Below are 14,429 nucleotides of genomic sequence, written 5' to 3' on the forward strand. Positions count from 1 at the left end.
GCATCCGCGTGCGGATGGCATCCATCCGTCATAAGCGCCGTCCATTTTCAGGATCGAACAACGAGACGCGGCCGGTGTCGATCGCGAAACGCAGCGCCTGGCCGGACGCGAGCAGCCGTCCATCGTGCTCGATGCACGACAGCGCCTGCCCGCCGCAGTCGAGCCACACCACCTGGTGGTTGCCCATCGGTTCGACCAGGGTGACCGTCGCGTGCAAGGGGCCGTTGTCGTCGACGTGGATGTGTTCCGGGCGCGCGGCCAGCGTCACGGCGCCCGGCTGCGCGCCGTTGAGCGGTAGCGTGAGCGCGCCGGCCGCGAAGCGGCCCTGCGCATCGACGCTGCCGTCGATGAAATTCATCGACGGCGAACCGAGGAAACCGGCCACGAAGCGGTTGGCGGGCGTGTCATATACCTCGGCCGGCGTGCCGATCTGCTGGATGCGCCCCGCCTGCATCACCACGATGCGGGTCGCCAGCGTCATCGCCTCGGCCTGGTCGTGGGTCACGTAGATCATGGTCGAGCCGAGCGTCTGGTGCAGCATTTTCAGTTCGCGCCGCAGTTCGGCGCGCAGCTTGGCGTCGAGATTCGACAGCGGCTCGTCGAACAGGTAGACGCCGGCTTCGCGCACCAGCGCGCGGCCGATCGCCACGCGCTGGCGCTGGCCGCCCGAGAGCTGGGAAGGCTTGCGCTCGAGCAGGGCGTCGAGCTGCAGCATCTCGGCGGTCTTGCGCACCCGGCGCGCGACTTCCGCCTTCGGCGTGCCGGCGATCCTGAGGCCAAACGACATGTTCTTCTCGACCGTCATGGTCGGATACAGCGCATACGACTGGAACACCATGCCGATGCCGCGCTCGCTCGGGTCGGCGTGGCTCATGTCGCGCCCGCCGATCTCGATCGCGCCGCCGGACAGGTCGATCAGGCCGGCGATGCTGTGCAACAGGGTCGACTTGCCGCAGCCCGAGGGGCCGAGCAGCACCAGGAATTCGCCCGGCTCGATCTGCAAATCGAGATCCCGAATGATTTCCTGATTGCCGCGGGTGATGCACAGTTTGCGCAGGTGGACGTTCGACATGCCGGGGTTATCCTTTCACGGCGCCGGCGGCGATGCCGCGCACGAACCAGCGTCCGGAGATGAAGTAGATCGCCAGCGGCACCGCGGCCGTCAGGATGGTCGCGGCCATGTTGACGTTGTACAGGCGGGTGCCGGTGGTGGTGTTGATCACGTTGTTCAGCTGGACCGTCATCGGCAGGTTCTCGCGGCCGGCAAACACCAGGCCCAGGATGTAGTCGTTCCAGACGCCGGTGACTTGCATGATGGCGGCGACCACGATGATCGGCAGCGACATCGGCAGCATCACCTGGACAAAGATGCGCCAGAAGCCGCCGCCGTCGATGCGCGCGGCCTGGAACAGCTCGTGCGGCACGGAGGCGTAGTAGTTGCGGAACAGCAGCGTCATGAGCGGCATGCCGAAGATGACGTGCACCACCACGATCGCCGGCAGCGAACCGAACACGCCGGCATGCGCCATCATCCACACCAGCGGATAGATCATCACCTGCACCGGGATGAAGGCGCCGGCCAGCAGCACGCCGAACAGCAGGTTGGCGCCGCGCGGGCGCCAGAACGACAGCGCATAGCCGTTGACGGCGCCGAGCAGGATCGGGATCACGGTGCTGGGCACGGCGATCGCCACCGAATTCCAGAAGCCGTGGCTGACCGCGCCCCAGGCCGCGCGCCACGGTTCGAGCGTGGCGGCGTGGGGCAGGGCGAACACATTGCCCATCCTGATCTCGTCCATCGGCTTGAACGAGGTGATGATCATGACGTACAGCGGCAGCAAAAAGAACAGGGCGGCGCTGAACAGGAAGGCATGGACGCCCAGGCGCGCAGGCGTGAACAGGCGCCTGCGGCGCGCGGTGAGCGCAGCCTGGCTGGACATCGGCGGCGCGACCGCCTGCAGCGAATGGTGGCTCATGCGTGGCCTCCGTTCAGGCGCGCGCGGCGGCTGCGGGCATAGGCGTAGGGCGCGAGCAGGGCCAGCACCGGGATCAGGAGCGTCACCGCGCCGGCCGAGGCCAGGCCGACGTTCGAGCGCAGGAACAGGTGGTCCATGATGAACTTGGCCGGCACTTCGCTGGCGATGCCGGGCCCGCCCTGGGTCATCGCGACCACGGCGTCGAACAGTTTCACCACCGCGGTGGACAGCAGCAGGAACACGGTGGCAACCGACGGCCCCAGCATCGGTAGCACGATCTGAAGATACACCCGCCATGCCGGGATGCCGTCCAGGCGCGCGGCTTTATAGATCTCGGGATCGATGCCGCGCAGGCCAGCCAGCATCAGCGCCATCACCAGGCCCGAGGCCTGCCACACGGTGGCGATGACGACGGTGTAGATCACCAGGTCCTGGTGCACGATCCAGTCGAACGAGAAGCCTGGAAAGCCCATCCGGCGCACCGCGCCTTCGATGCCGCTGCCGGGCGCCAGCAGCCATTGCCATACGAGGCCGGTGGCGATGAAGGACATCGCGTACGGATACAGGAACACGGTGCGCAGCAGGCCCTCGCCCTTGACGTTCTGGTCGATGAAGACGGCCAGCAGGAAGCCGATCACCATGCAGGCCAGGATGAAGGCGACGCCGTAGACGGCGAGGTTGTGCAGCGACAGCAGCCAGCGCTCGTTGTCGAACAGGCGCACGTACTGCGCCGCGCCGATGAAGCTGTCGGAAGGGAAGGTGCGCGAGGCCGTAAACGAAGTGCGCAAGGTCCACAGCGCGCCGCCGATATAGGCGCCCAGCACCACCAGCGCCATCGGCACGAGGGCGAGATGGGGCGTGAGGCGGACGGGGCGGCGTTGGGCGAGCATGGCGTCAGTACTTGAGGGCGTTGGCGATGCTGCGCTGGACTTTATCCACCTTGATGTCCATGTTCCAGTAAGCGGTGAGGATGTCCTGCATGGCGCCGTTCTGGTCCGGGGTCAGGTAGACCTCGGTGACGCCCATCTGGCGGCTGCGGTCCTTGACGATCTCGATGCCCTTCTGCGCGCACACGTCGAGCTGCGACGCGTCGGCGTCGAGGCGCACCGGGATCGAGCCTTTCAGCTTGCTGAAGGCGACCTGCAGCCCGGGCTGCGACACGACGTTGGCCAGCAATTGCTGGGCCTTGATCGCGTCAGCCTTGTTCGTGCGCGGGAAGACGAAGACGTCGCCCTGCATCAGGTAGGGCGTATCGGGCTTGAGGCCCGGGATGCAGCCGTAGTGCTGGCCGGGCAGCTGGCCGGCATTGGTGAACTCGCCCTTGGCCCAGTCGCCCATCACCTGGAAGCCGGCACGGCCGGCGATGAGCATCGCGGTGGCGTCGTTCCAGTTGCGGCCCGGCGAACCGGGATCGACGTAGGACTTCATGCGCTTGAAGGCGAGCAGCACAGTGCGAAACTGCGGCGACAGGATGGTGGCCTGGTCGCGGTCGCGGATCACCTTCAGATACAGCTCGCGCCCGCCGATATTGGCCAGCAGGCTTGAAAACAGCACGGTCTCCTGCCACGACTGGCCGCCGTGGGCCAGCGGCACCAGCCCGGCGGCCTTCAATTTATCCAGGGCGGCGAACAGTTCGTCGATGCTGGCCGGTTCCTTGTCGATGCCGGCCTTGCGGAAGGCGGCCTTCGAATACCAGATCCAGGTCTGCATGTGGATGTTGAGCGGCACCGCGTAGTAGTGGCCGTTGTGCTTGATCACGTCGATCAGCGGCTCGGGCAGGATGCGATCCCAGTCCTGGGCCTTGGCGACCAGGTCGACGTTGTTGAGCATGTCCTGCTCGATGACGTCGGTGAACTGCTTGGAGGTGTTGAACTGGGCGGCGGTCGGCGGATTGCCGCCGATGATGCGGTTGATGGTGACGGCGCGCGACTGGTCGCCGCCGGCGATGGCGCTGTCGATCCACACGCCGCCGGCGGCGCGGTAAGCCTGGGCGACCTGCTTGACGGCGCTCGATTCGCCGCCGGAAGTCCACCAGTGGATCACTTCCGCTGTCGGCGCAGCGGCCTGGGCCGGCGCGACGGCCAGTCCAAGCGCGTAGGCAGCAGCGCACAGCCGTGCGCGGGCTGCAGCCGGAATGCGGGGTGTGACCATCGTGTCTCCATTGAACGCCATTATTTTTTGGCACGTTTGGAAACGTTACCATTGGCTTGCGCCGACTATAGCATCGGGTTAATTCTCGGTCAAACAAATCTTGCAATATGTAATTTTGACACGAATCTTCAGGATTTTTTCATGTGGCAAGTTGCCAAGAACCGATATTTACGCCGATACTCGCCGGATATTCGAGCCCGCGACGACGGGCGTTCGCACAAGACGAGGAGACAGATCATGCACGGCCCGATGGGAACCACCGAAATCTTTTTGATCGCGATGTTGCTGATCTTCGCCGTGCCCTATCTGATTTGGCGGCTCGGCAACACCGACTACTGGGCGCCGCTGGTGGTCGTGCAGATCATCACCGGCGTGCTGCTGGGGCCAGGCGTGCTTGGCAAGGCTTACCCGGAATACTATAGCTTTGTGTTCAACCCGCAGGTCATCCAGTGCCTGAACGGGATCGCCTGGTGGGCGGTCATGCTGTTCGTGATGCTGGCGGGGATCGAGCTGGACCTGAAAAAAGCCTGGGAGCACCGCCGCGAGAGCAGCATCACGGCCGGGCTGGCGCTGGGCGTGCCGCTGGCGTTCGGCGGGATCGCTGCCGCGGGCATGCTCGGCTATGCCGGCTGGATCGGCCCGCAGGCGCAAGACTGGCAATTCGTGCTGGGGGTGGGAATGGCTTGCGCGGTGACCGCGCTGCCGATCCTGATCCTGCTGATGGAAAAGCTGGACATCCTGCGCCAGCCGCTTGGCCAGCGCATCCTGCGCTACGCCAGCCTGGACGATATCGCGATCTGGGGCGTCCTGGCGCTGATCCTGCTCGATTGGGAGCGTGTGGGACGGCAACTGGGATTCTTCGTGGTATTCATCGTCGCCACCAGGCTGTTTCGCCGCATGATGGTGAGCATTCCCGAACGTGACCGCTGGTTCGCGATGCTCGTGTGGCTGATCGTGTGCGGCTTCAGCGCCGACTGGGCCGGGCTGCACTACATGGTGGGCGCCTTCCTGGCCGGCGCCGTCATGGATGCGGCCTGGTTCGACCAGAAGAAGCTCGATTTCCTGCGCCATAACGTGTTGCTGGTACTGATGCCCGTGTTCTTCCTGAGCACCGGCCTGCGCACCAACTGGGCAGTCGGCGGTGCGGCGGTGTTCGTCGCGGCGGCGGTGCTGCTGGCGGCCTCGGTATCGGGCAAGCTGGTGGGCGTGCGGATCGCCGGCCGCATGCTCGGCTGGAGCCGGCAAGAAGCCTCGATCATCGGCTGGCTGTTGCAGACCAAGGCGCTGATCATGATCATTTTCGCCAATATTTTGCTCGACAAGGGCGTGATTACGAGCGAAACCTTCACGGCGCTGCTGCTGATGGCGATCGGCAGCACCATGTTGACGATTCCGGTCGTTTATCCGAAGCTGCGGCGCGGCGTTGAGCTGGTGTTGAAAGCCAGGTAGGGACAGGGCGCGCCAGACAAAAAGCTCAGTTAGTGGACTGGGCTGCATGCGCATGCTTGGCGCCGACTGCAGGGCTCGAAGCCGCTACCTGATGATTACAAATCAGCGAACTGAAACATTCTGAATTGTTGATCGTTGTTGAGAATTTCCAGATAAGTGAAGGAAAATCAGTGACTTATGTGGACTTAGCGGGATTTGATGTTGAGTGATGTTGATTCTCATACGCTAAAATTTCCTACATAGTCACTACATGAACGGCCAGTATGAGATGGGACGACTTTACGAGCGCCCTGGTTGATGCGTTTAAGTGCGCTGAAGGTCGGCAGCAGAGCATCTACTGGGAAGGGAAGACCCCAGGTCTAGGCCTGCGGGTCACAGCCAGGTACGAAGTCATACATCTTTGAAACGACGCTCAACGGTAAGACGTTGAGGATCACAATTGGCGACGTTCGTACATGGACGATCAGCCAGGCGCAGGCAAAGGCGACTACATATAAAGCCCAGACCGACAGCGGTATAGATCCATGTAGACACTGCATGTGCGGCGTACCATCTCGGCCATAAGCCTCAAACATTGCGGGTATGGGCGTCGACGGAGCAGGGCCGATCCGTCCTGTACGAATCAATGAAAGACTGAGCTGGCCTATGGCTAAGATTCGTCATTTCCTCCATGGAACGCGTTATTATTCTTAATAATTAGCAATCGTGTTCAGACCTTGTCCACGACTTCACCAACGGCGAACTACCAAAAGTAAAAATGTCCCGATTTATCTGAAAAAACATATGAAAATCAAAGGCTTATGACAATTCTCTTGTCTAAACCATGGCTAAAATTGGCTAGTTTAGCTTAGGCTCACTGAGCTTATCCATGTTAGTCGGCACTCCGGCTATGCCAACTGAGTCGCCAAGCTGCCATATTGCTCCGGGCCCATATCCTACCGTCTTAAGCACACCTTCTTTACTCATGCTCGCCAAAAGGTTTTTTACCTTGTTCTTCTTCTGCCCATGAGTAAGCGCCTCTGGTAGTTTGTTCAGCAGTACTGCCTCCAGCTCAGCTCGTTTGCTAGACTTAAACGTTCGAAGATGCTGCAATACTAATTCGCGATAGTAACGGTTATCTAGGCCTTTGTTCAAAGTGTACTGAGCTTGCTCACCAATTACCGATGCGACTTGGGCTGAAACAAAGTAATTGGGTGCACGGCCTTCAATGAGCTTCGCCATTTTTAATGATTTTGCTTCTGGCAAGCTAATGGGATAATGCTTCTGAACTCTATCCAAAAGTACAACGTCCATCAACGAAAGATCTGGTTGTTGAATCAGTGCATACGTATACTTTTCATCGATAATATGGCCTGGTACGCGTACTTCCACACGTTGTTCGGCGCTGTTTATGGAGTAATCCGGCATAGGAAAGAAACGTTTACGCTGCTCGTTGAACATACGCCGTATCCCGCTACCGATTGTATCGATAAGCTTCAGTGAGACCATAGCCTGAACCAGACACGGATTTCTGTATTGCTCAGGGGAGTGGTCGGACGTTAAAAGCAGCTCTACTTTCCCTGGTAGAAAACTTCCCATGTTACTAAAGGCGAGCTCGTCTGGCTTTTCGATCACGTTAATCCGCGCTCCCAAAGCATAATCTTGATGAGCGATGCAATTTTGAAGAGCCTCACGGATGACCCAAGGATCATATTGCGGAACTTCGGTCGGGAACAAGGTGCCTGGCCGCATGTATCGAACGGTTAAGTTACGAACCTTCGAAAAAACCGAGTCAGGGACCAGTAGAAATGGCAACTTATAGTGATGATAATCGACCGCTGTCCCGTCTTTATCCTTCAATATCCAAGCAATCTGTGGTTGGAATGGCAGGTACTGAGCGGACTCCTCTGAGCCAAAGAGAAGAACTGCTGCACGGGTAAGATGCGTTGCTTTAGTAACTTTCAGCTTGGAAAGAAATGTAAAGTCATTCCAGCTACTCATCTCAGCTTCCAAATGAGGGTTTTTTTCCGCAAAAAGCACGCGTCCACGTAAAAGCGCTGCTTTATCGAGATCGTCGACCGTTACTTCACGAACAAGCTCGGCCGACCAGTCCGTACGAGTACGAAGCTGCGTCCATAACCTTGCTTCCTTGTCCGGATGCATTGCTAGTTTCACTTTAGAAGTCTCAAATCGGATGTATTCGACCTCATGAAAACTTGAAGGGTGGCCGACCGTGGCTGGGATACGCAAGACTACAAGTTTCTTACCCTCGTACTCGAGTTCCTCAAACCTGAAATCAATCTTCGGACGAAGATACTGATTTAACCATAAAGCTAACGGCTGAGTACCATTACCTTTTGCGGTAGAAGGGTTAAATTTCGTACCAACAACTGATTGCGAGCCATCCTCTATACCCCACAATACGTAGCCAAACGGTTCGCCGTCCAAGGCAGCAGCGTTAGAGAGCGCAGAGATGTACTCTCCAATCATATGCGGATCGACGTTATTGTGCTTGTACTCTACCCATTCGTGTTCGTTCTTTCCAGTTAGAAGGCGTTGGACTAACAGATAGAGGTCTGCAGCGTTCATGTCAAATCTTGTAAAAATAAACAGATGCAATCGCTTGCGCGTAGTGTCCTTTGCTTGGCGTAGTGTTAAGCAGAGCTTGCATGCTTTCCTACACGGCCCCTACACCGGACAACGAAGAGCTCATTTAAAAAAAGGGATCACATGCCAAGACATGCAACCCCTTGTTTCTTCTACTAATTTTGGTGCCGACTGCAGGACTCGAACCCGCCACCTGATGATTACAAATCAACTGCTCTACCTGATGAGCTAAGTCGGCATGACCTTAAGACAACGATTATACGCTATTTGATCCGGGTCAAGGTTGGACGGCCACCCTTCTTGGGCGGCTCGTCGTCGCCACCCGGCGTGGTCGGCGCCACATCGTCCACCACCGGCGAATCAACCCCTTTCGACGGCACCGCTGACAGCGCCGGCGCGGCAGGCGACGCCTCCGCTTCCGACGCAGGCGTCTCCGCCGCCGTCGTGGTCACCTCGAACGCCATCCCCTGGCCATTCTCATTGGCGTAAATCGCCAACACATTGTGCACCGGGATATAGATCTCGCGCGACACGCCATTGAAGCGCGCGCGGAAATGGATCGCGTCGTTGTCCATCTTCAGCCCCGACGTGGCGCCGAAGCTGATGTTCAGGATGATCTCGCCTTTCCGGACATACTCCATCGGCACCGTCGTTGCCCCGTCGACCTTGACGGCGATATAGGGCGTGAAGCCACTGTCCGTGCACCACTCGTAGATGGCGCGCAGTAGGTAGGGTTTGGTGGAAATTTCTGCCATGGTGGTGTTGTCTAGAAATACAGGCGTTTGCGCCAGTTTACCGGAAATCGTCCGAGGGACGTCCAAACCGGCGCGTGTGAAGCAATGGAGGAAACAATACAGCGAACAGGGCGGGACGCAGGCATCCCGCCCAGGCACATCAACGACGCATCACTTTCTCGGACGGGGTCAGCGCCTCGATGTAGGCTGGACGCGAGAAGATACGCTCCGCGTACTTCATCAGCGGCGCAGCAGTTTTCGACAGCTCGATGCCGTAGTGGTCCAGGCGCCAGAGCAGCGGGGCGATCGCCACGTCCAGCATCGAGAACTCGTCACCCAGCATGTACTTGTTCTTCAGGAACAGCGGAGCCAGCGTGGTCAGGCGATCGCGGATTTCCGCGCGTGCCTTGTCGTGGTTCTTGTCGTTCGCCTTGTTGCGCTCGCTTTCCAGCGTGTGCACGTGGACGAACAGCTCTTTCTCGAAGTTGAACAGCATCAGGCGGGCGCGGGCGCGCATCAGCGGGTCGGCCGGCATCAGCTGCGGGTGCGGGAAGCGCTCGTCGATGTACTCGTTGATGATGTTCGATTCGTACAGGATGAGTTCGCGCTCGACCAGGATCGGTACCTGGCCATATGGATTCATCGTCGAAATATCTTCCGGCTTGTTGAACAGGTCGACGTCGCGGACCTCGAAGTCCATGCCCTTTTCGAACAGGACGAGGCGGCAGCGTTGGGAAAACGGGCACGTGGTGCCGGAGTAGAGAACCATCATGGTTTATAGTTCCTTAAGAAACAAAGGGGTGGAGCGACAAAGCACCCTCACCCCAGAGAAATGATTGCCCGTATTATAGCCAAACGGGCAATGAAAGCGAATTACTTCACTTCTTTCCAGTACGATTCGTTCAAACGCCAGGTCAAGAACACGAAGACGGTCAGGAACAGCAGTACGATCACGCCCAGCTTTTTGCGGGTGGCCTGGGCCGGCTCGGCCATCCAGACCATGTACGCGACCAGGTCGGCCGTGGCTGCGTCGAACTCCTGCTGGCTCATGGTGCCCGGCGAGACTTGCTCGAAGCCGGCGAACTTCTGCACCATCTTGCCCGGCTCATGCGGATCGGCTTCTTCGGCGAACTTGGCGGTACGAATTCCCTGCTGCTGCCACATCGCGTGCGGCATCGCAACATTCGGCACCACCATATTATTCCAGCCGGTCGGGCGGGTCTCGTCCTGGTAGAAGGTGCGTAGATAGGTGTATAGGTAGTCGGCGCCGGAGCCCGCCGGCGAGGCCTTGGCGCGCGCGATCACCGACAGGTCCGGCGGCACCGCGCCGAACCAGGCCGCCGCATCTTTCGGGCGCATCGCCGTCGTCATCATATCCCCGACTTTGTCGGCAGAAAACAACAGATTATCGCGAATCTGGTCTTCTGACAGGCCCAGGTCGCGCAGGCGGTTGTAGCGCATCGAGGCTGCCGAATGGCAATTCAGGCAATAGTTGACGAAGATCTTGGCGCCGTTCTGCAACGACGCCAGGTCGTGGCGGTCCGGCGCCCGGTCCAGCGCAATGCCGCCCTCGGCGGCGAAAGCCAGTCCCGGCGCCAGCGCCAGGACTGCAATCAGTTTCTTTGCAAACAATTTCATGTCGTGTCCTTGTGCTCTGGTCCGGTGATCAATGCGGGGTGAAGGTGACACGGGTCGGCACCGGCTTGAAGGTGCCCATCGTGCTCCACCACGGCATCAGGAGGAAGAACGCAAAGTAGGCCAGCGTGCACACTTGCGACAGGATGGTGAAGGCCGGGGTCGGCAGCTGGGTGCCCAGGTAGCCCAGGGTCACGAACACGAGCGCGAACAGCGCGTAGATCCATTTGTGCCAGTCCGGACGATAACGCAGTGACTTGGCCGGCGAGTGGTCGAGCCATGGCAGGCCGGCGATGATCATCACCGACGAGCCGAACAGCACCACGCCCCAGAATTTCGCGTCCAGCACCTGCGGCAGCATGCCGATGATCAGGATCAGGCCGACCACGGCGATGATCGCCTTGGTGCGGAAGGCCAGGCGCGACTTGAGCCAGATGAAGGCCACGTACAGGGCCACGCCAGCCATCAGCACGTACATGAAGTCGGCCGTGGTGGCGCGCAGCACCGAGTAGAACGGGGTGAAATACCAGGTCGGCGCGATGTGCGCCGGCGTCTTCATCGAGTCGGCCGGCAAGAAGTTGTTGTACTCCAGGAAGTAGCCGCCCATCTCGGGTGCGAAGAACACGACAGCCGAGAACAGCAGCAGGAACACCGACACCCCGAACAAGTCCTTGGTGGTGTAGTAGGGGTGCGACGGGATGGCGTCGAGCGGATGGCCGTCCGGGCCCAGGTGTTCCTTGACCTCGATGCCGTCCGGGTTGCTCGAGCCCACTTCGTGCAGCGCCGTCAGGTGGGCGGCCACCAGGCCCAGGATCACCAGCGGCAGCGCGATCACGTGGAAGGCGAAGAAGCGGTTCAGGGTGGCGTCCGAGACGACGTAATCGCCGCGGATCCACAGCGACAGGTCTTCGCCGATCACGGGAATCGCGCCGAACAGGTTGACGATCACCTGGGCGCCCCAGTACGACATCTGCCCCCATGGCAGCAGGTAGCCGAAGAAGGCCTCGGCCATCAGGCACAGGAAGATGCCGAAGCCGAACAGCCAGACCAGCTCGCGCGGCTTGCGGTACGAGCCGTACATCAGGCCGCGCGCCATGTGCAGGTAGACCACGATGAAGAAGGCCGAGGCGCCGGTCGAGTGCAGATAGCGCACCAGCCAGCCCCACGGGACTTCACGCATGATGTATTCGACCGAGCCGAAGGCCAGCGCGGCGTCCGGCTTGTAGTGCATCGTCAGGAAGATGCCGGTGACGATCTGCAGCACCAGCACCAGGGCCGACAGCGAACCGAACAGATACCAGACGTTGAAATTCTTGGGGGCGTAGTACTTGCCCCATTGATCGTTCCACAGTTTCGAGGCCGGGAAGCGGTCGTCGACCCAGGCCAGGGCTTTCTGGGTCACCGGTGCGTCGTCCGGCAGCTTGGTCTCCTTGAATGCACCCATTTGTTATGCCTCGCCTTTCTCGTCTTTGCCGATCACCAGCTTGTTATCGGACAGATACATGTACGGGGGGACATCCATATTCGTCGGCGCCGGCTTGTTCTTGAACACGCGCGCAGAGAGGTCGAATGTCGAACCGTGGCAGGGGCACAGGAAGCCGCCCGGCCAGTCGTCGGGCAGGTTCGGCTGCGGGCCGGCGGCCAGGCGCGAGGAGGGCGAGCAGCCCAGGTGGGAGCAGATGCCGACCGTGACCAGCACCTCCTTGTGCTCGGCGCGCGAGCGGAATGCGTTCTTGGCGTATTCCGGCATCGGCAGCTGGAACACTTTTTCGGAGGCGGGATCGGCCAGTTCGCCCTGGTCCTTCTCGAGCGTGGCCATCATTTCAGGGGTGCGGCGCAGGATCCAGACCGGTTTGCCGCGCCATTCGACGACTTTCATTTCACCGGGAGCGACGTCGGCGATGTCGACTTCAACCGGGGCTCCCGCCGCTTTTGCGCGTTCGGAAGGCTGGAAGGTGCTGACCAGGGCTCCCGCCGTGGACACGCCGACGACGCCACCGGCCGCGCATGTCGCGACCAGCAATCCGCGTCGGCCCGGATCGACCTGCTTTTCATTACTCATACCAACCCCACTCCGTGAATATACGAATTATAAGAATTAATAGCGAGCTTCCAGCATTCAAAATTATATGTGAACGGCAATACCAGAGGGAAAAAAATTGTCTGGGCTACACGCTTTAGCAGAATGGTCTTTTGTGCTCCTGCAGCATTCGGCCGAAAGACAGGCTTTGGAGCGTTCGGGTATCATGCCATTGCTTGTATCAATAACGAATGGAGAAGTTCCAATGGCGATGCTTGATGAGTTCAAGAAGTTTGCGATGCGTGGCAATGTGATCGACCTTGCCGTCGGCGTGATCATCGGCGGCGCGTTCGCGCGCATTACCGACTCGCTGGTCAAGGACGTGGTCATGCCGCCGATCGGCGCAGTCTTGGGTGGACTCGATTTCGCCAACTATTATATTCCTCTCAATAACCAGGGCTATCACCTCCCCCTGGCAGAAGCGCAAAAGGCCGGTGCTGTGTTGGCGTACGGTAGTTTCTTGACTGTTTTGCTGAACTTTATCTTGCTCGCATTCATCATTTTCCAGATGGTGCGCGTGATTAACCGCTTGCGCGGCCCGGCCGAGGAGGCCAAACCCGCTGCTCCAGTGACGCCGGAAGACATCGTCCTGCTGCGCGAAATCCGGGATTCCCTTAAAAAGTGAAAGACGATCTGGTCCACGAGTTGCGGCGTCCGCATCCGTTGCGGCGTTTCTGGTTACTGTTCGCACAAACGGTAACGATCGCCCTGGCAGCCTGGTTCGTGGTGGCCGCGCTGCGGCCCGAATGGCTCGACAGGCCCGATACGGTCGCGGTCGGCACCCCGGCCAATCCGGTCCCGATGCTGCAAGCGCCGCCGCGCGCGGCGGGCGGCAGTTACCGCGCTGCCGCCGCCAAGGCGATGCCGGCCGTGGTCAATATCTACACGAGCAAGGCTTCGCGCCAAGCGCATCCTTTATTACGGGATCCGTTTTTCCGCCGTTTCTTCGGCGACCGCGCGCCGCCCGACGAGCAGCTGGCCAGCCTCGGTTCCGGCGTCATCGTCAGCAGCGATGGTTATATCCTGACCAATTTCCATGTGATCGACGGCGCCGACGCCATCGAGGTCGGCCTGGCCGATGGCCGCAAGGCCGCCGCGCGCCTGGTCGGCACCGATCCCGAGACCGACCTGGCCGTGATCCGCGTGAGCGAGCGCAACCTGCCGGTGATGGTGCTGGGCGACCCCGACCAGGCGCAGGTGGGCGACGTGGTGTTGGCGATCGGCAACCCCTTCGGTGTCGGCCAGACCGTCACCCTGGGCATCATCTCGGCGCTGGGCCGCAACAACCTGCACATCAATCACTTCGAGAATTTCATCCAGACCGATGCCGCGATCAATTTCGGCAACTCGGGCGGGGCCTTGGTCGATACCGAAGGCAATTTGCTGGGCATTAATGCGGCAATCTATTCGCAGACCGGCGGCTCGGTGGGGATCGGCTTCGCGATTCCCGTGTCCACCGCCAAGAACGTGCTCGATTCGATCGTCAAGCATGGCAGCGTGGTGCGCGGCTGGATCGGCATCGAATCGCAGGACATCACGCCCGAACTGGCGGACAGCTTCGGTTTGGCCAAGAAGAGCGGCGCCATCATCGCCGGCGTGGTGCGCGGCGGGCCGGCCGACCGTGCCGGCATCTTGCCGGGCGATATCCTGGTGGCGGTCGGCGGCGAGCAGGTGACCGATACCAGCGAAATGCTGAACCTGATCGCCAAGCTCGCGCCCGGCGCCAAGACGCAAATGACCATCCTGCGCAAGCGGCGCGAAGCCACGGTCGATGTGACGGTGGGCCGCCGGCCGCGCCAGGCGCCCTGAATCCTTTTT

At 60.2% G+C, this 14,429-nt stretch carries 14 protein-coding genes and 1 tRNA gene; 4 read left to right on the forward strand and 11 right to left on the reverse strand.

All coding sequences use genetic code 11. From position 1 onward, the window contains the following. Positions 1-28 precede the first annotated feature (28 nt). Genes ABIB38_RS02070 through ABIB38_RS02085 form a run of 4 tightly spaced genes read right to left on the reverse strand, consistent with a single transcriptional unit; the run spans position 29 to position 4,127 of the window. The gene (locus ABIB38_RS02070) at positions 29-1,072 is read right to left on the reverse strand and encodes an ABC transporter ATP-binding protein (protein ID WP_429201343.1); all 1,044 of its coding nucleotides are present in this window, start codon (positions 1,070-1,072) and stop codon (positions 29-31) included. 7 nt (positions 1,073-1,079) lie between these two features. Then, on the reverse strand, positions 1,080-1,976 hold the full coding sequence (locus tag ABIB38_RS02075; RefSeq protein WP_429201345.1) for a carbohydrate ABC transporter permease: 897 nt from the start codon (positions 1,974-1,976) through the stop codon (positions 1,080-1,082). Continuing rightward, positions 1,973-2,866 carry a carbohydrate ABC transporter permease gene (locus ABIB38_RS02080; RefSeq protein ID WP_429201346.1) on the reverse strand — a complete coding sequence of 298 codons (894 nt, stop codon included), beginning with the start codon at positions 2,864-2,866 and terminating at the stop codon, positions 1,973-1,975. Before ABIB38_RS02080 ends, ABIB38_RS02075 begins: the two co-directional genes overlap by 4 nt. Before the next feature lie 4 nt (positions 2,867-2,870). Next, a complete protein-coding gene (locus ABIB38_RS02085; protein ID WP_429201348.1) occupies positions 2,871-4,127 on the reverse strand; it encodes an ABC transporter substrate-binding protein in 1,257 nt (418 codons plus the stop codon). 237 nt (positions 4,128-4,364) lie between these two features. Here ABIB38_RS02085 and ABIB38_RS02090 point away from each other — a divergent pair, with 237 nt between their 5' ends. Next, the gene (locus ABIB38_RS02090) at positions 4,365-5,576 is read left to right on the forward strand and encodes a cation:proton antiporter (protein ID WP_429201349.1); all 1,212 of its coding nucleotides are present in this window, start codon (positions 4,365-4,367) and stop codon (positions 5,574-5,576) included. A gap of 426 nt (positions 5,577-6,002) precedes the next feature. Continuing rightward, positions 6,003-6,140 carry a hypothetical protein gene (locus tag ABIB38_RS02095; protein WP_429201351.1) on the forward strand — a complete coding sequence of 46 codons (138 nt, stop codon included), beginning with the start codon at positions 6,003-6,005 and terminating at the stop codon, positions 6,138-6,140. Positions 6,141-6,413: 273 nt separating this feature from the next. On the opposite strand, the gene ABIB38_RS02100 is transcribed toward ABIB38_RS02095, so the two are convergent. The 7 genes from ABIB38_RS02100 to petA all read right to left on the reverse strand — a co-directional run bounded on the left by ABIB38_RS02100 (position 6,414) and on the right by petA (position 12,593). Next, positions 6,414-8,144, reverse strand: coding sequence for an RNA-binding domain-containing protein (locus ABIB38_RS02100; RefSeq protein ID WP_429201353.1), 1,731 nt, complete (start codon positions 8,142-8,144; stop codon positions 6,414-6,416). Between the two features lie 180 nt (positions 8,145-8,324). Beyond that, positions 8,325-8,400, reverse strand: a tRNA-Thr gene (locus ABIB38_RS02105). 25 nt (positions 8,401-8,425) lie between these two features. Further along, a complete protein-coding gene (locus tag ABIB38_RS02110; protein WP_429201355.1) occupies positions 8,426-8,917 on the reverse strand; it encodes a ClpXP protease specificity-enhancing factor in 492 nt (163 codons plus the stop codon). A 139-nt stretch (positions 8,918-9,056) separates the two neighbouring features. After that, complete coding sequence (locus tag ABIB38_RS02115) at positions 9,057-9,668, reverse strand: glutathione S-transferase N-terminal domain-containing protein (protein ID WP_005663771.1); 612 nt, start codon at positions 9,666-9,668, stop codon at positions 9,057-9,059. A gap of 101 nt (positions 9,669-9,769) precedes the next feature. Continuing rightward, positions 9,770-10,534 carry a cytochrome c1 gene (locus tag ABIB38_RS02120; protein ID WP_429201357.1) on the reverse strand — a complete coding sequence of 255 codons (765 nt, stop codon included), beginning with the start codon at positions 10,532-10,534 and terminating at the stop codon, positions 9,770-9,772. 28 nt (positions 10,535-10,562) lie between these two features. After that, the gene (locus tag ABIB38_RS02125; RefSeq protein WP_429201359.1) at positions 10,563-11,975 is read right to left on the reverse strand and encodes a cytochrome b; all 1,413 of its coding nucleotides are present in this window, start codon (positions 11,973-11,975) and stop codon (positions 10,563-10,565) included. Positions 11,976-11,978: 3 nt separating this feature from the next. Beyond that, positions 11,979-12,593, reverse strand: coding sequence for a ubiquinol-cytochrome c reductase iron-sulfur subunit (gene petA, locus ABIB38_RS02130; protein ID WP_429201361.1), 615 nt, complete (start codon positions 12,591-12,593; stop codon positions 11,979-11,981). 223 nt (positions 12,594-12,816) lie between these two features. On the opposite strand from petA, the gene mscL reads away from it, so the two are divergent. Together mscL and ABIB38_RS02140 are read left to right on the forward strand one after the other, a co-directional pair. Continuing rightward, positions 12,817-13,236: a large conductance mechanosensitive channel protein MscL gene (gene mscL, locus ABIB38_RS02135; protein WP_429201362.1), complete on the forward strand. Its 420-nt coding sequence runs from the start codon at positions 12,817-12,819 to the stop codon at positions 13,234-13,236. A gap of 38 nt (positions 13,237-13,274) precedes the next feature. Continuing rightward, positions 13,275-14,420, forward strand: coding sequence for a Do family serine endopeptidase (locus ABIB38_RS02140; RefSeq protein WP_429201785.1), 1,146 nt, complete (start codon positions 13,275-13,277; stop codon positions 14,418-14,420). The last annotated feature ends 9 nt before the right edge of the window (positions 14,421-14,429 follow it).

Origin of the sequence: Massilia sp. UYP11, from assembly GCF_050434805.1 — a bacterium.
Lineage (GTDB): Bacteria > Pseudomonadota > Gammaproteobacteria > Burkholderiales > Burkholderiaceae_D > Telluria.